This is a genomic window from Candidatus Methylomirabilota bacterium (assembly GCA_035936835.1).
Lineage (GTDB): Bacteria > Methylomirabilota > Methylomirabilia > Rokubacteriales > CSP1-6 > AR37.
On record DASYVT010000017.1, the window covers coordinates 14,316 to 27,544 of the forward strand.

The 13,229-nt window shown below is 70.2% G+C and carries 15 protein-coding genes; 11 read left to right on the top strand and 4 right to left on the bottom strand.

Annotation, left to right across the window (positions count from 1 at the left end; all coding sequences use genetic code 11):
• Positions 1 to 7: 7 nt before the first annotated feature.
• Positions 8 to 1,456 (bottom strand): HAMP domain-containing sensor histidine kinase, encoded by a 1,449-nt coding sequence (locus VGV06_01210; GenBank protein HEV2053772.1) that lies wholly within the window; start codon positions 1,454 to 1,456, stop codon positions 8 to 10.
• A gap of 286 nt (positions 1,457 to 1,742) precedes the next feature.
• Here VGV06_01210 and VGV06_01215 point away from each other — a divergent pair, with 286 nt between their 5' ends.
• The 11 genes from VGV06_01215 (at position 1,743) to VGV06_01265 (ending at position 10,630) form a co-directional block, all read left to right on the top strand.
• Positions 1,743 to 2,726 (top strand): LLM class F420-dependent oxidoreductase, encoded by a 984-nt coding sequence (locus VGV06_01215; protein HEV2053773.1) that lies wholly within the window; start codon positions 1,743 to 1,745, stop codon positions 2,724 to 2,726.
• On the top strand, positions 2,723 to 3,151 hold the full coding sequence (locus VGV06_01220; GenBank protein ID HEV2053774.1) for a TIGR03668 family PPOX class F420-dependent oxidoreductase: 429 nt from the start codon (positions 2,723 to 2,725) through the stop codon (positions 3,149 to 3,151). The genes VGV06_01215 and VGV06_01220 overlap by 4 nt, the downstream gene beginning before the upstream one ends.
• Positions 3,133 to 4,326 (top strand): 7,8-didemethyl-8-hydroxy-5-deazariboflavin synthase CofG, encoded by a 1,194-nt coding sequence (cofG, locus tag VGV06_01225; GenBank protein HEV2053775.1) that lies wholly within the window; start codon positions 3,133 to 3,135, stop codon positions 4,324 to 4,326. Before VGV06_01220 ends, cofG begins: the two co-directional genes overlap by 19 nt.
• A gap of 38 nt (positions 4,327 to 4,364) precedes the next feature.
• Complete coding sequence (gene cofH, locus VGV06_01230) at positions 4,365 to 5,615, top strand: 5-amino-6-(D-ribitylamino)uracil--L-tyrosine 4-hydroxyphenyl transferase CofH (protein ID HEV2053776.1); 1,251 nt, start codon at positions 4,365 to 4,367, stop codon at positions 5,613 to 5,615.
• Positions 5,616 to 5,741: 126 nt separating this feature from the next.
• Positions 5,742 to 6,029, top strand: a complete 288-nt coding sequence (locus VGV06_01235; protein ID HEV2053777.1) for an HU family DNA-binding protein — start codon at positions 5,742 to 5,744, stop codon at positions 6,027 to 6,029.
• Complete coding sequence (locus tag VGV06_01240) at positions 6,016 to 6,519, top strand: hypothetical protein (protein ID HEV2053778.1); 504 nt, start codon at positions 6,016 to 6,018, stop codon at positions 6,517 to 6,519. Before VGV06_01235 ends, VGV06_01240 begins: the two co-directional genes overlap by 14 nt.
• Before the next feature lie 11 nt (positions 6,520 to 6,530).
• Complete coding sequence (cofD, locus tag VGV06_01245; GenBank protein HEV2053779.1) at positions 6,531 to 7,457, top strand: 2-phospho-L-lactate transferase; 927 nt, start codon at positions 6,531 to 6,533, stop codon at positions 7,455 to 7,457.
• The gene (gene cofC, locus VGV06_01250; GenBank protein ID HEV2053780.1) at positions 7,454 to 8,122 is read left to right on the top strand and encodes a 2-phospho-L-lactate guanylyltransferase; all 669 of its coding nucleotides are present in this window, start codon (positions 7,454 to 7,456) and stop codon (positions 8,120 to 8,122) included. The genes cofD and cofC overlap by 4 nt, the downstream gene beginning before the upstream one ends.
• Before the next feature lie 2 nt (positions 8,123 to 8,124).
• Positions 8,125 to 8,877: a coenzyme F420-0:L-glutamate ligase gene (gene cofE / locus VGV06_01255; protein ID HEV2053781.1), complete on the top strand. Its 753-nt coding sequence runs from the start codon at positions 8,125 to 8,127 to the stop codon at positions 8,875 to 8,877.
• A 10-nt stretch (positions 8,878 to 8,887) separates the two neighbouring features.
• Positions 8,888 to 9,538, top strand: coding sequence for an NADPH-dependent F420 reductase (npdG, locus tag VGV06_01260; protein HEV2053782.1), 651 nt, complete (start codon positions 8,888 to 8,890; stop codon positions 9,536 to 9,538).
• 12 nt (positions 9,539 to 9,550) lie between these two features.
• Positions 9,551 to 10,630 (top strand): Ldh family oxidoreductase, encoded by a 1,080-nt coding sequence (locus VGV06_01265; GenBank protein ID HEV2053783.1) that lies wholly within the window; start codon positions 9,551 to 9,553, stop codon positions 10,628 to 10,630.
• Between the two features lie 455 nt (positions 10,631 to 11,085).
• On the opposite strand, the gene VGV06_01270 is transcribed toward VGV06_01265, so the two are convergent.
• Genes VGV06_01270 through VGV06_01280 form a run of 3 tightly spaced genes read right to left on the bottom strand, consistent with a single transcriptional unit; the run spans position 11,086 to position 13,221 of the window.
• Positions 11,086 to 11,775 carry an HAD hydrolase-like protein gene (locus tag VGV06_01270; protein ID HEV2053784.1) on the bottom strand — a complete coding sequence of 230 codons (690 nt, stop codon included), beginning with the start codon at positions 11,773 to 11,775 and terminating at the stop codon, positions 11,086 to 11,088.
• A 5-nt stretch (positions 11,776 to 11,780) separates the two neighbouring features.
• Positions 11,781 to 12,965: a cysteine desulfurase family protein gene (locus VGV06_01275; GenBank protein HEV2053785.1), complete on the bottom strand. Its 1,185-nt coding sequence runs from the start codon at positions 12,963 to 12,965 to the stop codon at positions 11,781 to 11,783.
• Positions 12,966 to 12,969: 4 nt separating this feature from the next.
• Entirely contained in the window at positions 12,970 to 13,221 is a 252-nt protein-coding gene (locus VGV06_01280; protein HEV2053786.1) for a sulfurtransferase TusA family protein, read from the bottom strand.
• Positions 13,222 to 13,229: the final 8 nt, after the last annotated feature.

A 13,229-nucleotide genomic window follows, 5' to 3' on the forward strand; every position in this document is an offset into this window, starting at 1 on the left:
ACCGGCTTCATGGCACCACAAGCACGACCGGCTTCATGGCGCCCCCAGCGGCAGGAGCACCCGGGCCTGCGTGCCCCGCCCGAGCTGGCTCCGGATGTCCATGCGTCCCCCGTGCTGCTCCACGACGGTGCGCGCGATGGCCATGCCGAGGCCGGTGCCGCTGTCCTTGGTAGTGAAGAAGAGATCGAAGACGCGCGCCCGCGTCTCCTCGGACATGCCGCAGCCCGTGTCCTCCACCACCTCCTCGACCAGTCCCTGCTCCGCTCGGCGCGTGCGCAGCGTCAGCGACCGCGATCTCGACCTCGGGACCCAAGTCGGTCAGTCCGACCGTCACCGCAGCCCCGTGAGGCGTGAACTTGATGGCATTGCCGACCAGGTTGACGACCACGCGGAGCAACCGGTCCTCGCCGCCCCGGAGCGCAAAATTCAAGCCGCTGGTGGCGCGCCCGACTACCAGGCCCTTGTCCTCGACCTGCGGGCGAAGCTCCTCGAGCGCACGCACGCCGACCTTCTCCATGTCCACCGCGCGACGCTCGAGCGGGAGCAGGCGCGCGCGGAGGCGCGAGAGCTCGAGCACTCGGTTCACCAACCGAAGGAGCCGATCCGAGCTCGCGGCGATGATGTCCACCAGTCGCGCCTGCTTGGCCGTGAGCGGCCCCTGCACGCGATCGAGCAGCAGATGGGTCGCCTCCTTGACCGAGGTGAGCGGCGTTCGCAGCTCGTGCGAGATGTGCGAGAAGAACTCCTCCTTGAGGTGGTCCACCTCGCGAAGGCGCTCAGCCATGCGGTTGAAGGAGCGCGCCAGCTCCCCGATTTCGTCGCGGCTCGTCACGGGAAGCGGATGCGTGAAGGCGCCGTCGGCCAGCTGGGCCGTGGCGATCGAGAGCCGGCGCAGCGAGCGCCTGAGGTGCTCGGCCAGGAAGGCCGTCGGCGCGAGCGCTGCCGCCAGGCTCGCCAGGAGTGCCCAGAACACGGTGTTCCACGTGTGTCCCTCGAGCTGCCGCGCCTCGATTTGGGCTCCCTCGAGCGCGCCGTACGTGGCGCCCAGCATCCGATCGAGGTACGCCCCCGTCCGGTCGGCCGCGAAGCGCCGCTCGGCGTCGAGGCCGGGCCCCATCGCCGCGAGCCGGCGGTAGACGGCAAGGGCGACGATCGCGTCCTGGTGCTGCGACCGCTCCTCCTCGCTGCTGAGGAAGGAGCGCAAGCGGTCGAAGTCCTTGGCCATCCGTGCGGCGCGGTCGTTCCAGGTCCTTTGCGCAGGCTCCGCCGCGGCCGGCCTGGCGTCCACCTCGGTCCGCGTGAAGCCGCCCAGCTGCTCGCGCAGCGAGATGCCCATCCGAAGGGCCGGTAGAGACTGAGTCGCGATACCTCGATTGACGTCGACCAACCGGCTGATGGCGAGCAGGCACCAGGTGGCGACCCCGACCAACGCCACGATCACGAGCGCCGAAGTCATGAACACCTTGTAGGGCAACCGCATGGTATTTCTCAACCTAGCACAGCCATCCCCAAAGCGTCACCAGACTGACACTCGCCAAGATCATCTAGTTAGAGGTCAAGTCTTTAGCGCAAATAATCACCTTCTTAGGAGCTATAACTTACTATACAGCTTAAGGTTGGTGAATCGCGTTCTGAGAGCGAGAGGACGCCCGGACCTGGTCCTGCCGGTTGACATGTTGGCCTGCTGACGACGGTCGGCCTTGCCTTGACAGGCCACCGGGTGGCGAGCAATATGGCCACCCATGGACTTCGGCTTCGCCCTTCCCGGCCGCGGATCGCTTGCCACCCCCGAAATCCTGACCAAGCTTGCGCGCAAGGCAGATGAGCTCCGCTACTCGTCGATCTTCGTCACGGACCACGTCGTGATCCCGGCGAGCCAGAGCGCGCCGTATCCGTACTCTCCGACGGGCAAGTTCGCCGGCGACTGGCGGAACGGGTACCTCGAGCCGCTGACGCTGATGAGCTACCTCGCCGGCGAGACGTCGCGCGTGAGGCTCGGGACGAGTGTGCTGGTCATCCCCTACCGCAATCCCGTGGTCACGGCCAAGATGCTGGCGACGCTGGATGTGCTTTCGGGAGGCCGCATCATCCTCGGGGCGGGTGTCGGCTGGTTCAAGGAGGAGTTCGAGGCGCTCCACGCCGAGCCCTTCGAGCGGCGTGGAGCGGTCACCGACGAGTATCTGCATCTCATGCGCGCGTGCTGGACCCGCGAGCCGGTGGATTGGCAGGGCGCCTTCTACGGTATGGGACCGGTCAGCGCCATGCCCAAGCCGCGGCAGAAGGGCGGCATCCCGATCTGGGTCGGCGGGCACACGGACGCCGCGCTGCGCCGGGCAGGCGAGCTTTCTGACGGATGGCATCCCATCGGCCTCAGGCCTCCCGCCATGCTGCTCCCGGAAGAGTACCGCGACAAGGTCGCCATTATCCGCGACTGGGCGCGGAAGGCCGGGCGTGATCCGAGGGCGATCACGCTGTCCTTCCGCTGCCCGCTGGAAGTGCTCCCGAAGCGCGCCAAGCCCGCGGGAGGCGAGCGGCAGCTCTTCCGGGGCACGGCCGCCGAGGTGATCGGGGACCTCAAAGCCTACGAGGCGCTCGGCGTCACCCACTTCGTCTTCGACCCGGTCGCGCAGGACCTTCGGGGCTGGCTCGCCATCATGGAGCGTTTCGCCGAAGAGGTCCGCCCCCGGATGCGCGGCAGCTCGGGCCCTCACCGGATCACCGCATGAGCCCCCTGCCGGCCGACGTATGCGAGTTCATCGCGAGCGCCCGTCTGGGCCGGCTCGCCACGGCGGACGGGGCGGGCCAACCGCTGGTCGTGCCGTTTTGTTACGCTTGGGACGGCGAGGCGCTCGTCTCGGCCATTGACGCCAAGCCCAAGCGCGCGGGTGACCTCAAGCGCGTGCGCAACATCCGCGAGAACCCCAAGGTCTCCGTCGTGATCGACCACTACGACGAGGACTGGCGCCGGCTCCGCTGGGTCATCATCCAGGGGCTCGCCGAGATCCTCACGGCCGGGCGCGACTTCGCCGCCGGCATCGACCTTCTCCTGTCGAAGTACCCTCAGTATCGCGGCATGGGGCTCTCGCGAGACAAGGGAACCATGATCAAGGTCAGGCCAGGGAAGGTCCTCCAGTGGCGCTACGCGAGCTAGCCGCGGTCGAGCGCGCCGCGGAGGGCCGCGTACCCTCAGCGGAGGAGGCAGTCGCCCTGCTTGGCACGCCCGCGTCGCTGATGCCAGATCTGCTCGCCGCAGCGGCGGCGGCGAGGGACCGGGGTCGCGGCCGCCGCATGACCTTCTCGGCCAAGGTCTTCGTACCGCTGACCAATCTCTGCCGCGACTACTGCGGGTACTGCACCTTCCGCCGCGATCCAGGCGACCCGGGCGCACTGACCATGACGCCGGAGCAGGTCGTGACGCTCGCCCATGCGGGCGAGCGCCTCGGCGCCAAGGAAGCGCTCTTCTCGCTGGGCGACCGGCCGGAGGCGCTATTCCCCGAATACCGCCAGTTCCTGCGGCGCATGGGGCACAGGACGACGCTCGACTATCTGCGCGCTGTCTCGGCGCTGGTCGTCAGCGAGACGAGCCTCCTGCCCCACGCCAATCCGGGCGTGATGGGCGAGCGTGACCTGTCGTCGCTCCGCGAGGTCAACGTCAGCATGGGCATCATGCTTGAGACGACCTCGGAGCGCCTGCTCGGCCCGGGCCTCGCCCACGACCGCGCCCCCGACAAAGTGCCCGCTCGCCGCCTCCGGACCATCGCGCTCGCCGGCAAGCTGTCGATCCCCTTCACCACGGGCATTCTCATCGGCATCGGCGAGACCCTCGCGGAGCGCGTCGACGCGCTGCTTGCGATCCGTGATCTGCACGAGCGCTACGGGCACATCCAGGAAGTCATCGTCCAGAACTTCCGTCGGAAGCCCGGCATTCCGATGCGGGACCACCCCGAGCCGGCGATGGACGACCTCCTGCGGACGGCCGCGGTGGCCCGGCTTCTGCTCGGCCCCGACATGAACATCCAGGTGCCACCCAACCTCTCCGACGCGGACTTTGCGCGGCTGCCCGACGCGGGCATCAACGACTGGGGTGGCGTCTCGCCGCTTACCCCCGACCACATCAACCCCGAGCGGCCGTGGCCCGGGCTCGCGGCGCTCCGCCGCGCCACCGAGCGGGCGGGGCTCGAGCTGCGCGAGCGCCTGGCCGTCTATCCCGAGTACGCGGCACGTTCCGAGTTCGTCCACGAAGCCCTGCGCCCACACGTGCGCGCCCTCGTGGACATCGACGGCCTCGTGAGAGCCGACCTCGAAAGGTGGCGAACGTGGAACTGAACGGTACGGACCAGACTTCCGGCATCGCGCTCGATTGGATCGGCGGCGACGTCCGCCGCATCCTCGGAGGCGCCCTCGAAGGCCGTGAGCTGACGGTGGACGAGGGCATCCGACTCACCGAGGTGAGCGGCCGCGAGCTCCACGCGCTGACCCTCGTCGCCGACGAGATGCGCCGCAGACAGGCCGGCGACGTCGTCACCTATGTCGTCAACCGCAACATCAACTTCACCAACGTCTGCATCAAGCACTGCACCTTCTGCGCCTTTAGCCGCGACCACCGTGAAGAGGAGGGATACTTCCTCCCGCTGGACGAGGTGGTGCGGCGCGCCGTCGAGGCGTGGGAGATGGGCGCCAGCGAGGTCTGCATCCAGGCGGGGCTGCCGCCCAAGCTCGAGGGCTCCTACTACGTGGATCTCTGCCGCGCCATCAAGGCGGCCGTGCCCGAGATGCACCTCCACGCCTTCTCGCCGGAGGAGATCCTGTACGGGTCGACGCGCTCGGGGCTGTCGATCCCCGACTTCCTGAAGGCGCTGCGGGAGGCCGGGCTCGGGACGCTCCCCGGCACCTCTGCGGAGATCCTCGACCAGGAGATCCGCGACCGCATCGCTCGCGGCCGCATCACCGTGGACCAGTGGATCGAAGTGATCACCTCGGCCCACGCCCTCGGCATCCGGACCACCTCGACCATCATGTACGGCCACGTCGAGACCCCCGCGCACTGGATCCGCCACATGGATCTCCTCCGGAGCATCCAGCGGCAGACGGGCGGCTTCACCGAGTTCGTCCCGCTGTCGCTCATCCATCACGAAGCGCCCATGTACCGGCAGGGGCTCGTGCCGGGCGTGCGCCAGGGCGCCACGGGGGTCGAGGTGATCAAGATGCACGCCCTCGCCCGCCTGATCCTCGGCCCCACGTTCCGCAACATCCAGTCCTCGTGGGTGAAGGAAGGACCGAAGATGGCGCAGTACCTCCTCGCGGCGGGCGCCAACGACGTCGGCGGCACGCTCATCAACGAGTCCATCTCCACGTCGGCTGGCGCGGGCTACGGCCAGCTCGTGCCGCCGGCCGAGCTTCGCCGCCTGATCCGAGAGGCGGGGCGCGTGCCCGCCCGTCGCGATACGGTGTACAACCTACTTAAAGTCTACACGACCGCCGCGGACGAGGACGACTCGCCGCTCGACCACGTCACCGACGCCGCGGCGCGCTTCGGCTCCTACCGCGCGCTGTCAGCGTCGAGCCAATTCCGCTTCGTGCATCCGGAAAAGACCGAGGCTCCGACCCGCTCCTAGCGTCGCGCAATGTCGATGTTTACGAGCGCGGGCGGCTGGGTTACAATCCGGCCTTGTCCGAGACGACCGCGGTCATCCGCAGTGGCCGTATCGTTCACCCTCAACCCTGAGACGGAGGATCGCCGAATGGCAAAACCCATGACCAAGTCCGCCACCATCGCTCACCTCGCCCAGAAGACCGGCCTGGCGAAGAAGCAGGTGGTCGATCTCTTCGAGCAGCTCGAAGGGCTCGCGATCAAGGAAGCCAAGAACATCTTCGTGCTGCCTCACTTCGGGCGGCTGGTGCTGGCCAACCGCAAGGCGCGGATGGGCCGCAACCCGCAGACCGGCGAGCCGATCAAGATCCCGGCCAAGCGCGTCGTGAAGTTCCGGTTGGCCAAGAGCATCAAGGACGCGGTGCTTGGCAAGAAGTAAGGGCTGGGACGGCCTCGCCTTCCGGCCCCTCGCGGACCCGGGGAGCGAGGCGCGAGAGCTCTTCGGCTTCGTCGGGGCCTGGGCGCCGTCGCCCGCCGACGTCGCGACGGGCTGGGGCGCGTGGGAAGGTGAGACGCTCGTCGGCGCGGCGCTGCTCGAGCGCGCCGGAGGGGCCGCAATGCTCCACGGGCCGGCCATCACTGCTGCGCCAGGCGCGGACCCCGAGCCGGCGCTGGATGCGGCAGCCGGTCTGGTCGCCCTGGCACTCGCCTCGGCGGAGGCGGCGAAGGTCGAGACGCTCTTTGCGCGCCCGCAAGGCCTCGACCGCGTGTGGGTGCGCCTCGGCTTCATTCCCGTGCCGGAGGCCGAGCTGCCGGAGGCCCTCCGTGGCCGTCCCGGCATCGGGCTCTTCGGCTGGCGCGGCGGCAGCGCCCTCTGGAGCGCAGCGGGCCGCGGTCGCGACCGCCGCGCTTCCCCCGCTCTTCACTGACCGGCGGCCTCATGCGCATCGTCACCCTCGCCGGTGGGACCGGCGCCGCCAAGCTCCTGCGGGGCCTGGACGCACTCGTCCCGCCGCGGACGCTCACCATCGTGGGCAACACGGGTGACGATGCGCTGATCTGGGGGCTCCACGTCTCCCCCGACCTCGACACCGTCTGCTACACGCTGGGCGGCTGGATCGACGAGGACCGGGGCTGGGGGCTCCGCAGCGAGAGCTTCAGGACGCTCGGAGAGATGGTCCGCTTCGGCGAACCGACCTGGTTCAATCTGGGCGACCGTGATCTCGCCACCCACCTGCACCGCACGCGCCTGCTGCGCGAGGGGCAGACGCTGACCGAGGTCACGGCGAAGATCGCGCAGGACCTTGACGTGAGCCACGCGGTCCTGCCCATGTCGGACCAGTCCGTGAGGACGTGCGTCCGCGGGCCGGACGGCTGGCTCGGCTTCCAGGAGTATTTCGTGCGCGAGAAGACCCAGGTCGAGGTGGTGGAAGTGGACTATGCGGGCGCGAACGTAGCGCTGCCCGCCCCTGGAGTCGTCGAGGCCATCGCCTCGGCCCAGGCGGTCATCGTCTGTCCGTCCAATCCCATCACCTCCATCGGTCCCATCCTCGCCGTCCCGGGCATCGCGCGCGCGCTGGAGGCGACGGACGCGGTCGTCCTCGCGGTCAGCCCCATCGTCGGAGGGCAAGCCGTCTCCGGGCCCGCCGGACGTCTCATGGCCGCGTGCGGGCTCGAGGTGTCGGCGCTCGGCGTCGCCTCCGCCTACGCGCCGTGGCTCGACATCCTGCTCGTGGACAACCAGGACGCAGCGCTCACGCCGCGCATCGAAGCCGTCGGGATACGCACCATCGTGACGGAGACCGTCATGCACGGCCGGGAGGGGGAAATCGCCCTGGCCCGCCGGGCGCTCGAGGCGCTCGCGTGAGCGCCGTCGTCGCGGTCCCCGTCAAGGACCTCGTCAATGCCAAGCAGCGGCTGATCCCATTGCTCTCGCCTTCCGAGCGCGGCGATCTGGCGCGCGCCATGCTCGAGGACGTCCTCGACGCGCTGGCCCGCGCGCAGGTCGGCCTGGTGCTGGTCGTCACGCGTGACCCAGAAGTTGAGGCGCTGGCGAGACGCCACGGGGCGGGCACGCTCCGCGAGGAGGCCAACCGCGGCCACACGGAAGCTGTCGCTCTCGCCCAGCGAGCGACCCTCGCCCGCGGCGCGCGGCGCTTCCTCACCATCCCGGGCGACGTGCCGTGCGTCACGCCGGGCGAGCTGGCCGCATTGGCCGATGCGCCCCTGGAGGCGCCCGGTGCGATCTTCGTGCCCTCGCTGTCCGGCTTCGGGACGAATGCGGTTCTCCTCGATCCCCCCGACTCAATGACGCTCAAATTCGGCGAGCCCTCCTTCGACAACCACCTGGTCGCGGCGCGGGCCGCAGGCCTCCGGCCGCTGGTGCGGAGGCTCCCCGGTCTCGGCCTCGACATCGACGCCCCGGAAGACCTCGCGCTGCTCCTCGACCGCGGCCCCTCCACGCGGAGCGCCGCATTGCTCGCATCGCTCGACGTCCCGGCTCGCCTGGCGCGCCGCAGCCCGGAGGCGTGAGCGTGCCGCCGCGCTACGAGGTGATCGGCGTCGAGGGTCTGCCCGAGATCGGCGCGGGCGAGGCCCTCTCGAGCCTCATCGCACGCGCCGCTGCCGCGCAAGGGACGCCGCTCGCGGCCGCCGACCTCCTCGTGATCAGCCAGAAGATCGTCTCCAAGGCCGAGGGCCGCATCGTGAGGCTCGCGGAGATCACCCCGTCGCCTGAGACGGTCGCCATGGCCGAGGAGCTCGGCCGCGACGCGCGGCTGATCGAGGTCATACTCCGCGAGAGCCGCCGCGTCGTGCGGCGCGACAAGGGCGTGCTGATCGTCGAGACGCACCAGGGCTGGATCTGCGCCAACGCGGGCGTGGACCAGTCCAACGTCGACGCCGACACTGCCTGCCTCTTGCCCGAGGACTCCGACCGCTCCGCGCGCGAGCTGCGGGATGGGCTGCGGGCCCTGACGGGCCACGACCTGGGCATCATAATCGCCGACACGTTCGGCAGACCGTGGCGCGAGGGGCTGACCAACGTCGCGATCGGCGTGGCGGGGCTCGAGCCGCTCAAGAGCTATTTGGGCGAGAAGGATCCGGCCGGCCACGTGCTGCAGGCGACTATCCTGGCGCTGGCCGATGAGCTCGCTTCTGCGGCCGAGCCCATCATGGGCAAGCTCGACCGCATCCCCGTCGTAATCATCCGCGGGCTCAACTGGCCCCGCGGGGAGAGCGGAAGCCGCCCGCTCCTACGCGACCCCGCCCGCGACCTCTTCCGATAGAAAGGACTGCATGCGCATTGGCATCCTTGGAGGCACGGGCAAAGAAGGGGCGGGACTCGCGCTCCGATGGGCTCAGGCGGGCCACGAGATCATCATCGGGTCGCGCGACGCCGAGCGCGCCCGCGCCAAGGCCGCGGAGCTCTCCGGCCAGGCGGGCCGCGCCGTCGGCGGCATGTCCAATCGCGAGGCCGCGGCCGCCGCCGAAGTCGTCGTCCTGGCGCTGCCCGCGTCGGGCCTCGCCGCCACGCTCGGCGAGATCAAGGACGCCTGCCGCGGCAAGGTCGTGATCAGCACCGTGGTGCCGCTCTCCTTCGGCGGCGGGCGCCTCTTCACCCCGCCCGCCCAGGGCTCCTCCGCGGAGGAGGTGCAGGCGCTGCTCGGCCCCGAGGCGAGAGTCGTCGCCGCCTTCCACCACATCGCCGCCCACGAGCTCTCCGCGACGGCCCACGACATCGACTGCGATCTCCTCCTCTGCGGAGCGGACGCGGACGCGAAGAACGCCGTGGCCGAGCTCGGCAGCGGCATGGGTCTCCGCGCCGTCGACGTGGGCGCGCTCACCAATGCGGGCCCGCTCGAAGGCATCACGGCCGTGCTCGCCACGATCAATCGCCGCTACAAGCTCAAGAACTCCGGCATCAAGATCACAGGACTGCCCACCTAGAAAGGAATCGAGATGGCCGAAGAGCCCGTCGTCGTTTCCCATGAGCGCCTGACCGAGTTCATCGTGTCGGTGCTCGAGGGCGTCAAGATGTCGCCCAAGAACGCCCGCCTGACCGCCGATCTGATGGTGCGCACGGACCTCCGCGGAGTGGACTCGCACGGGATCGGCATGCTGCCGAAATACGTGGAGTGGACGGGCCTGGGATTCATCCACCCGTGGGCCGAGCCGACGGTCGCCCGGGACGATCTCGCGACAGGGCTCGTGGACGGCCAGAAGGGGCTCGGCCACCCGGCGAGCGTCATGGCCATGGAGCTGGCCATCGCCAAGGCGGCGACCTACGGCATGGGTATCGTCGCCGTCCGGAACTCGAACCACTTCGGCGCCTGCGCCAACTACTTGATGATGGCGCTCAAGCAAGGGATGATCGGGCTCGCCTTCACCAATTCCCCATTCGTGGCCATGGCTCCCACCTTCGGGCGCAAGCCCATGATGGGCACCAACCCGATCAGCGTCGCCGCGCCGGCCGCCGCCCGCGAGCCGTACGTGCTCGACATGGCGACGACCACCGTCGCGGTGGGCAAGCTGAACATCGCCCTCCGCTGGAACAAGCCTATCCCCGAGGGATGGGGGCTCGACGAGCGGGCGCAGGCCACCACGGACCCCCGCAAAGTCCTGGCCTCTCGCCTGCTCTCCCCGCTCGGGGGCAGCCGGGAGCTGGGCGGCCACAAAGGCTATGGCCTGGGCGTTCTCGTGGACATTCTCTCGGGCGTCCTCGGCGGCGCGGTCTACGGCGACGTCCTCGACAGGAAGGGACTGCGCGCGCAGAAGCTGACCAACACGGGTCACTGCTTCGCGGCCATCGACATCAAGCGGTTCCGACCGCTCGAGGAGTTCACCGCGGACATGGACGACATGCTGGGCGCACTTCAAGATATGCCGACGGCCGACGGTCACGAGCGCGTGTACACGGCCGGCCAGCCCGAGGCGGAGACGGAGCGGCACCGCCGCGTCACGGGCATCCCCGTCGCGCCCGTCCTCGTCCAGCAGTGCAACGACATGGCCGCCACCCTCGGAGTAAAGCCCCTGACGTAAGACTCGCGCGTGACTGGTCGCGACGCGGGGCCGGGCGGGGACGCGGGGCGGGGTGCCCTCGTCCGCTCAAACCTCCTCGCCTCGCGCGCCACCTCGCTCGGGCGCCTCCGCCTGCCCCCCATCCCCCGAGACGGGGGTGCGCTCGCCACCCGCCTGTGGCGGGACGGCTCGCGCGGCGGAGTCGCCCTGCGCTTCGGGGCGCGCTACGGCTCGTCGGATTCGCTCCTGATGGCACCCCGCCCCGCGTCCCCGCCCTGACATTTCCACCGTTGTCGCAGAGACACTAGCGTCCGGAAGACTTCCGAACCCGTCCTGCATTTGCGGCGGGGGGAGCGTCGGGGGATGCCCCCGAACCCCCGTGCTGTTGGGGGTAGCAGTTCGAGCTGAGCGGCGAAGCCGTGAGGCGAGGCCCGAGTTGATCGGCGCCCCCGGCGCTGCCACCCCCGCGTCGCGCGTCAGCGCGACAACAGCTTGGCGAGCGCGCCCTCGACGTCGGAGAAATCGGAGAAAAGGAGATCGGGGCTGAAGGCTTCGAGCTCGTCGCGCCGGTACTGTCCAGTCGCGACGGCGACCGCGACGGCCCCGAAGTGACGCGCGCACTCGATGTCGTGCGGCGTGTCGCCGATCACCAGCACCTTCTCGGGCCGAAAGCTGTGCCCGGTCAGCGCCTCAGCGCGCCGCGCGGCGAGCGACGGCATCTGTCTGCGGTCGAGATGATCGGAGCCGTAGGCGCCCAGGCGGAAATAGGGCTGGAGCCCCGTCGGCTCGAGCTTGATCCGCGCTCCCGCCTCGATGTTCCCCGTCAGCAGTCCGACGAGCGCCTCGGGCGCGCTGTCGAGCCGCCGGACGAGGTCGGCGATGCCCGGCAGCGTGACGACCCCGCTGCCGTCGCCGACTTCCGCCGCGAGCCCGCGCGCATAGGCCTCGAAGCAGGCATCGAGACGCCCACGCACCGCCGGGCGACTTAGCCCCGCTCCCTCCATCAGGTCGAAGACGATGCGCGGATCCGTCCGGCCGCGAAGGTCGTACCGCTCGATGTCTCCTGCCGTCCCGTACACCTCGTTGAGGGCGGCCGCGAGCGCCCGGCGCCCGGCGCCGCGCGCGGTCAGGATGGTGCCGTCGATGTCGAAGAGGACGAGGCGCATGGGGATCAGCGGGGAGCCGGCAGGGTGAGCGCGCGCAGGCGTAGGACGATGGGCGGCAGCCGGGCGAGCACGGCGTCCACCTCGGCGAGCGTGCTCCAGCGGCCCAGCGTGAAGCAGAGCGAGCCCTCCATCTCCTCGGGGGCGCAGCCGATGGCCCGGAGCACCTGGGACGGCGTGCCGGTCCGCTGCGCGCAGGCCGAGCCCGACGAGGCCGCCACGCCGCAGAGATCCAGGTCGAGGAGCACGCTGTCGGCCTTGACCCCTCGGAACACGAAGCTCGCGTGGTGAGGCAGCCGCTCCGCGCGCGAGCCCGTCAGCCGGCAGTCCGGGATGGAGGCGGCCAGCGCGTCCACGATGCGATCGCGGAGCGCGGCGAGGCGCGCGGGCTCGCCGTGGCCCGTCTCGGCCCGCATCAGCTCGGCCGCAACGCCGAGCCCGACCAGGGCGGGCAGGTTCTCCGTGCCGGATCGGTAGCCGCCCTCCTGCCCGCCTCCCAACATCTGCGGCAGGAGCTTGATTCCCGGCCTGACCCAGAGCGCCCCCGCTCCCGGAGGGCCGTAGAGATCGTTGCTCGACAGGGTCACCAGGTCGAGGCCCACGGCTTCGGCGGCGAACGGCACCCGCCCCAGGGCGCCGACGGCATCCACATGGAGCGGCACGCCCGCCGCGCGCGTGATCCGCGCGATGTCGCCCAGCGGCTGGAGCGTGCCGATCTCCGCGCAGGCGGCGCCGATCGAGACGAGGACGGTCTCGGGCCGCAGGGCCGTCCTCACCGCCTCGGGATCGACGCGTCCCTCGGCATCGACAGGAAGGATGCTCACGGCGTCGCCGGCCTTCTCGAGATCGCGGCAGGCGTTGAGCACCGAGATGTGCTCCGCGGCCGACGTGACGACGTGGCGGGGCCTGTCGCCGCCGCGCAGCGCGATGCCGCGGATCGCGAGGTTGTTGGCCTCGGTGGCGCCCGAGGTGAAGATGACGCCCGGCGCCGCGCCGCCCACGAGCCGGGCAACCTTGGCACGGGCCGCTTCGAGCGACTCGAGGGCCTCGGAGCCGAGGGAGTGGGGCGCGGAAGGATTGCCGATGCCGGCCTCGAGGAAGGGCCGCATCACGGCGAGGACGCGCGGATCTACCGGCGAGAACCCCGCGTAGTCGAGGTAGACCCTGTCGGGAGCAGCGCCCCCGCGCTCCACGCCGCTACCGGGTCTTCCTGACCAGGAAGCGGTACACGCCGTCCTCCCGCGAGACCTCCACCAGCTCGTTACCGGTGATCTGGCACCAGCTCCGCATGTCGGCGTCCGAGGCCGGATCGTCCGAGAGCATGGCCACAAGCTCTCCGGGACGCATGACCCGGATGGCCTCGCGGGTCTTGACGATCGGCATTGGGCAGAAGAGCCCGATGCAGTCGATCTCCCTGTCGGGAATGAACACTTTTGGCTCGGTCGCCATGCCCCGAT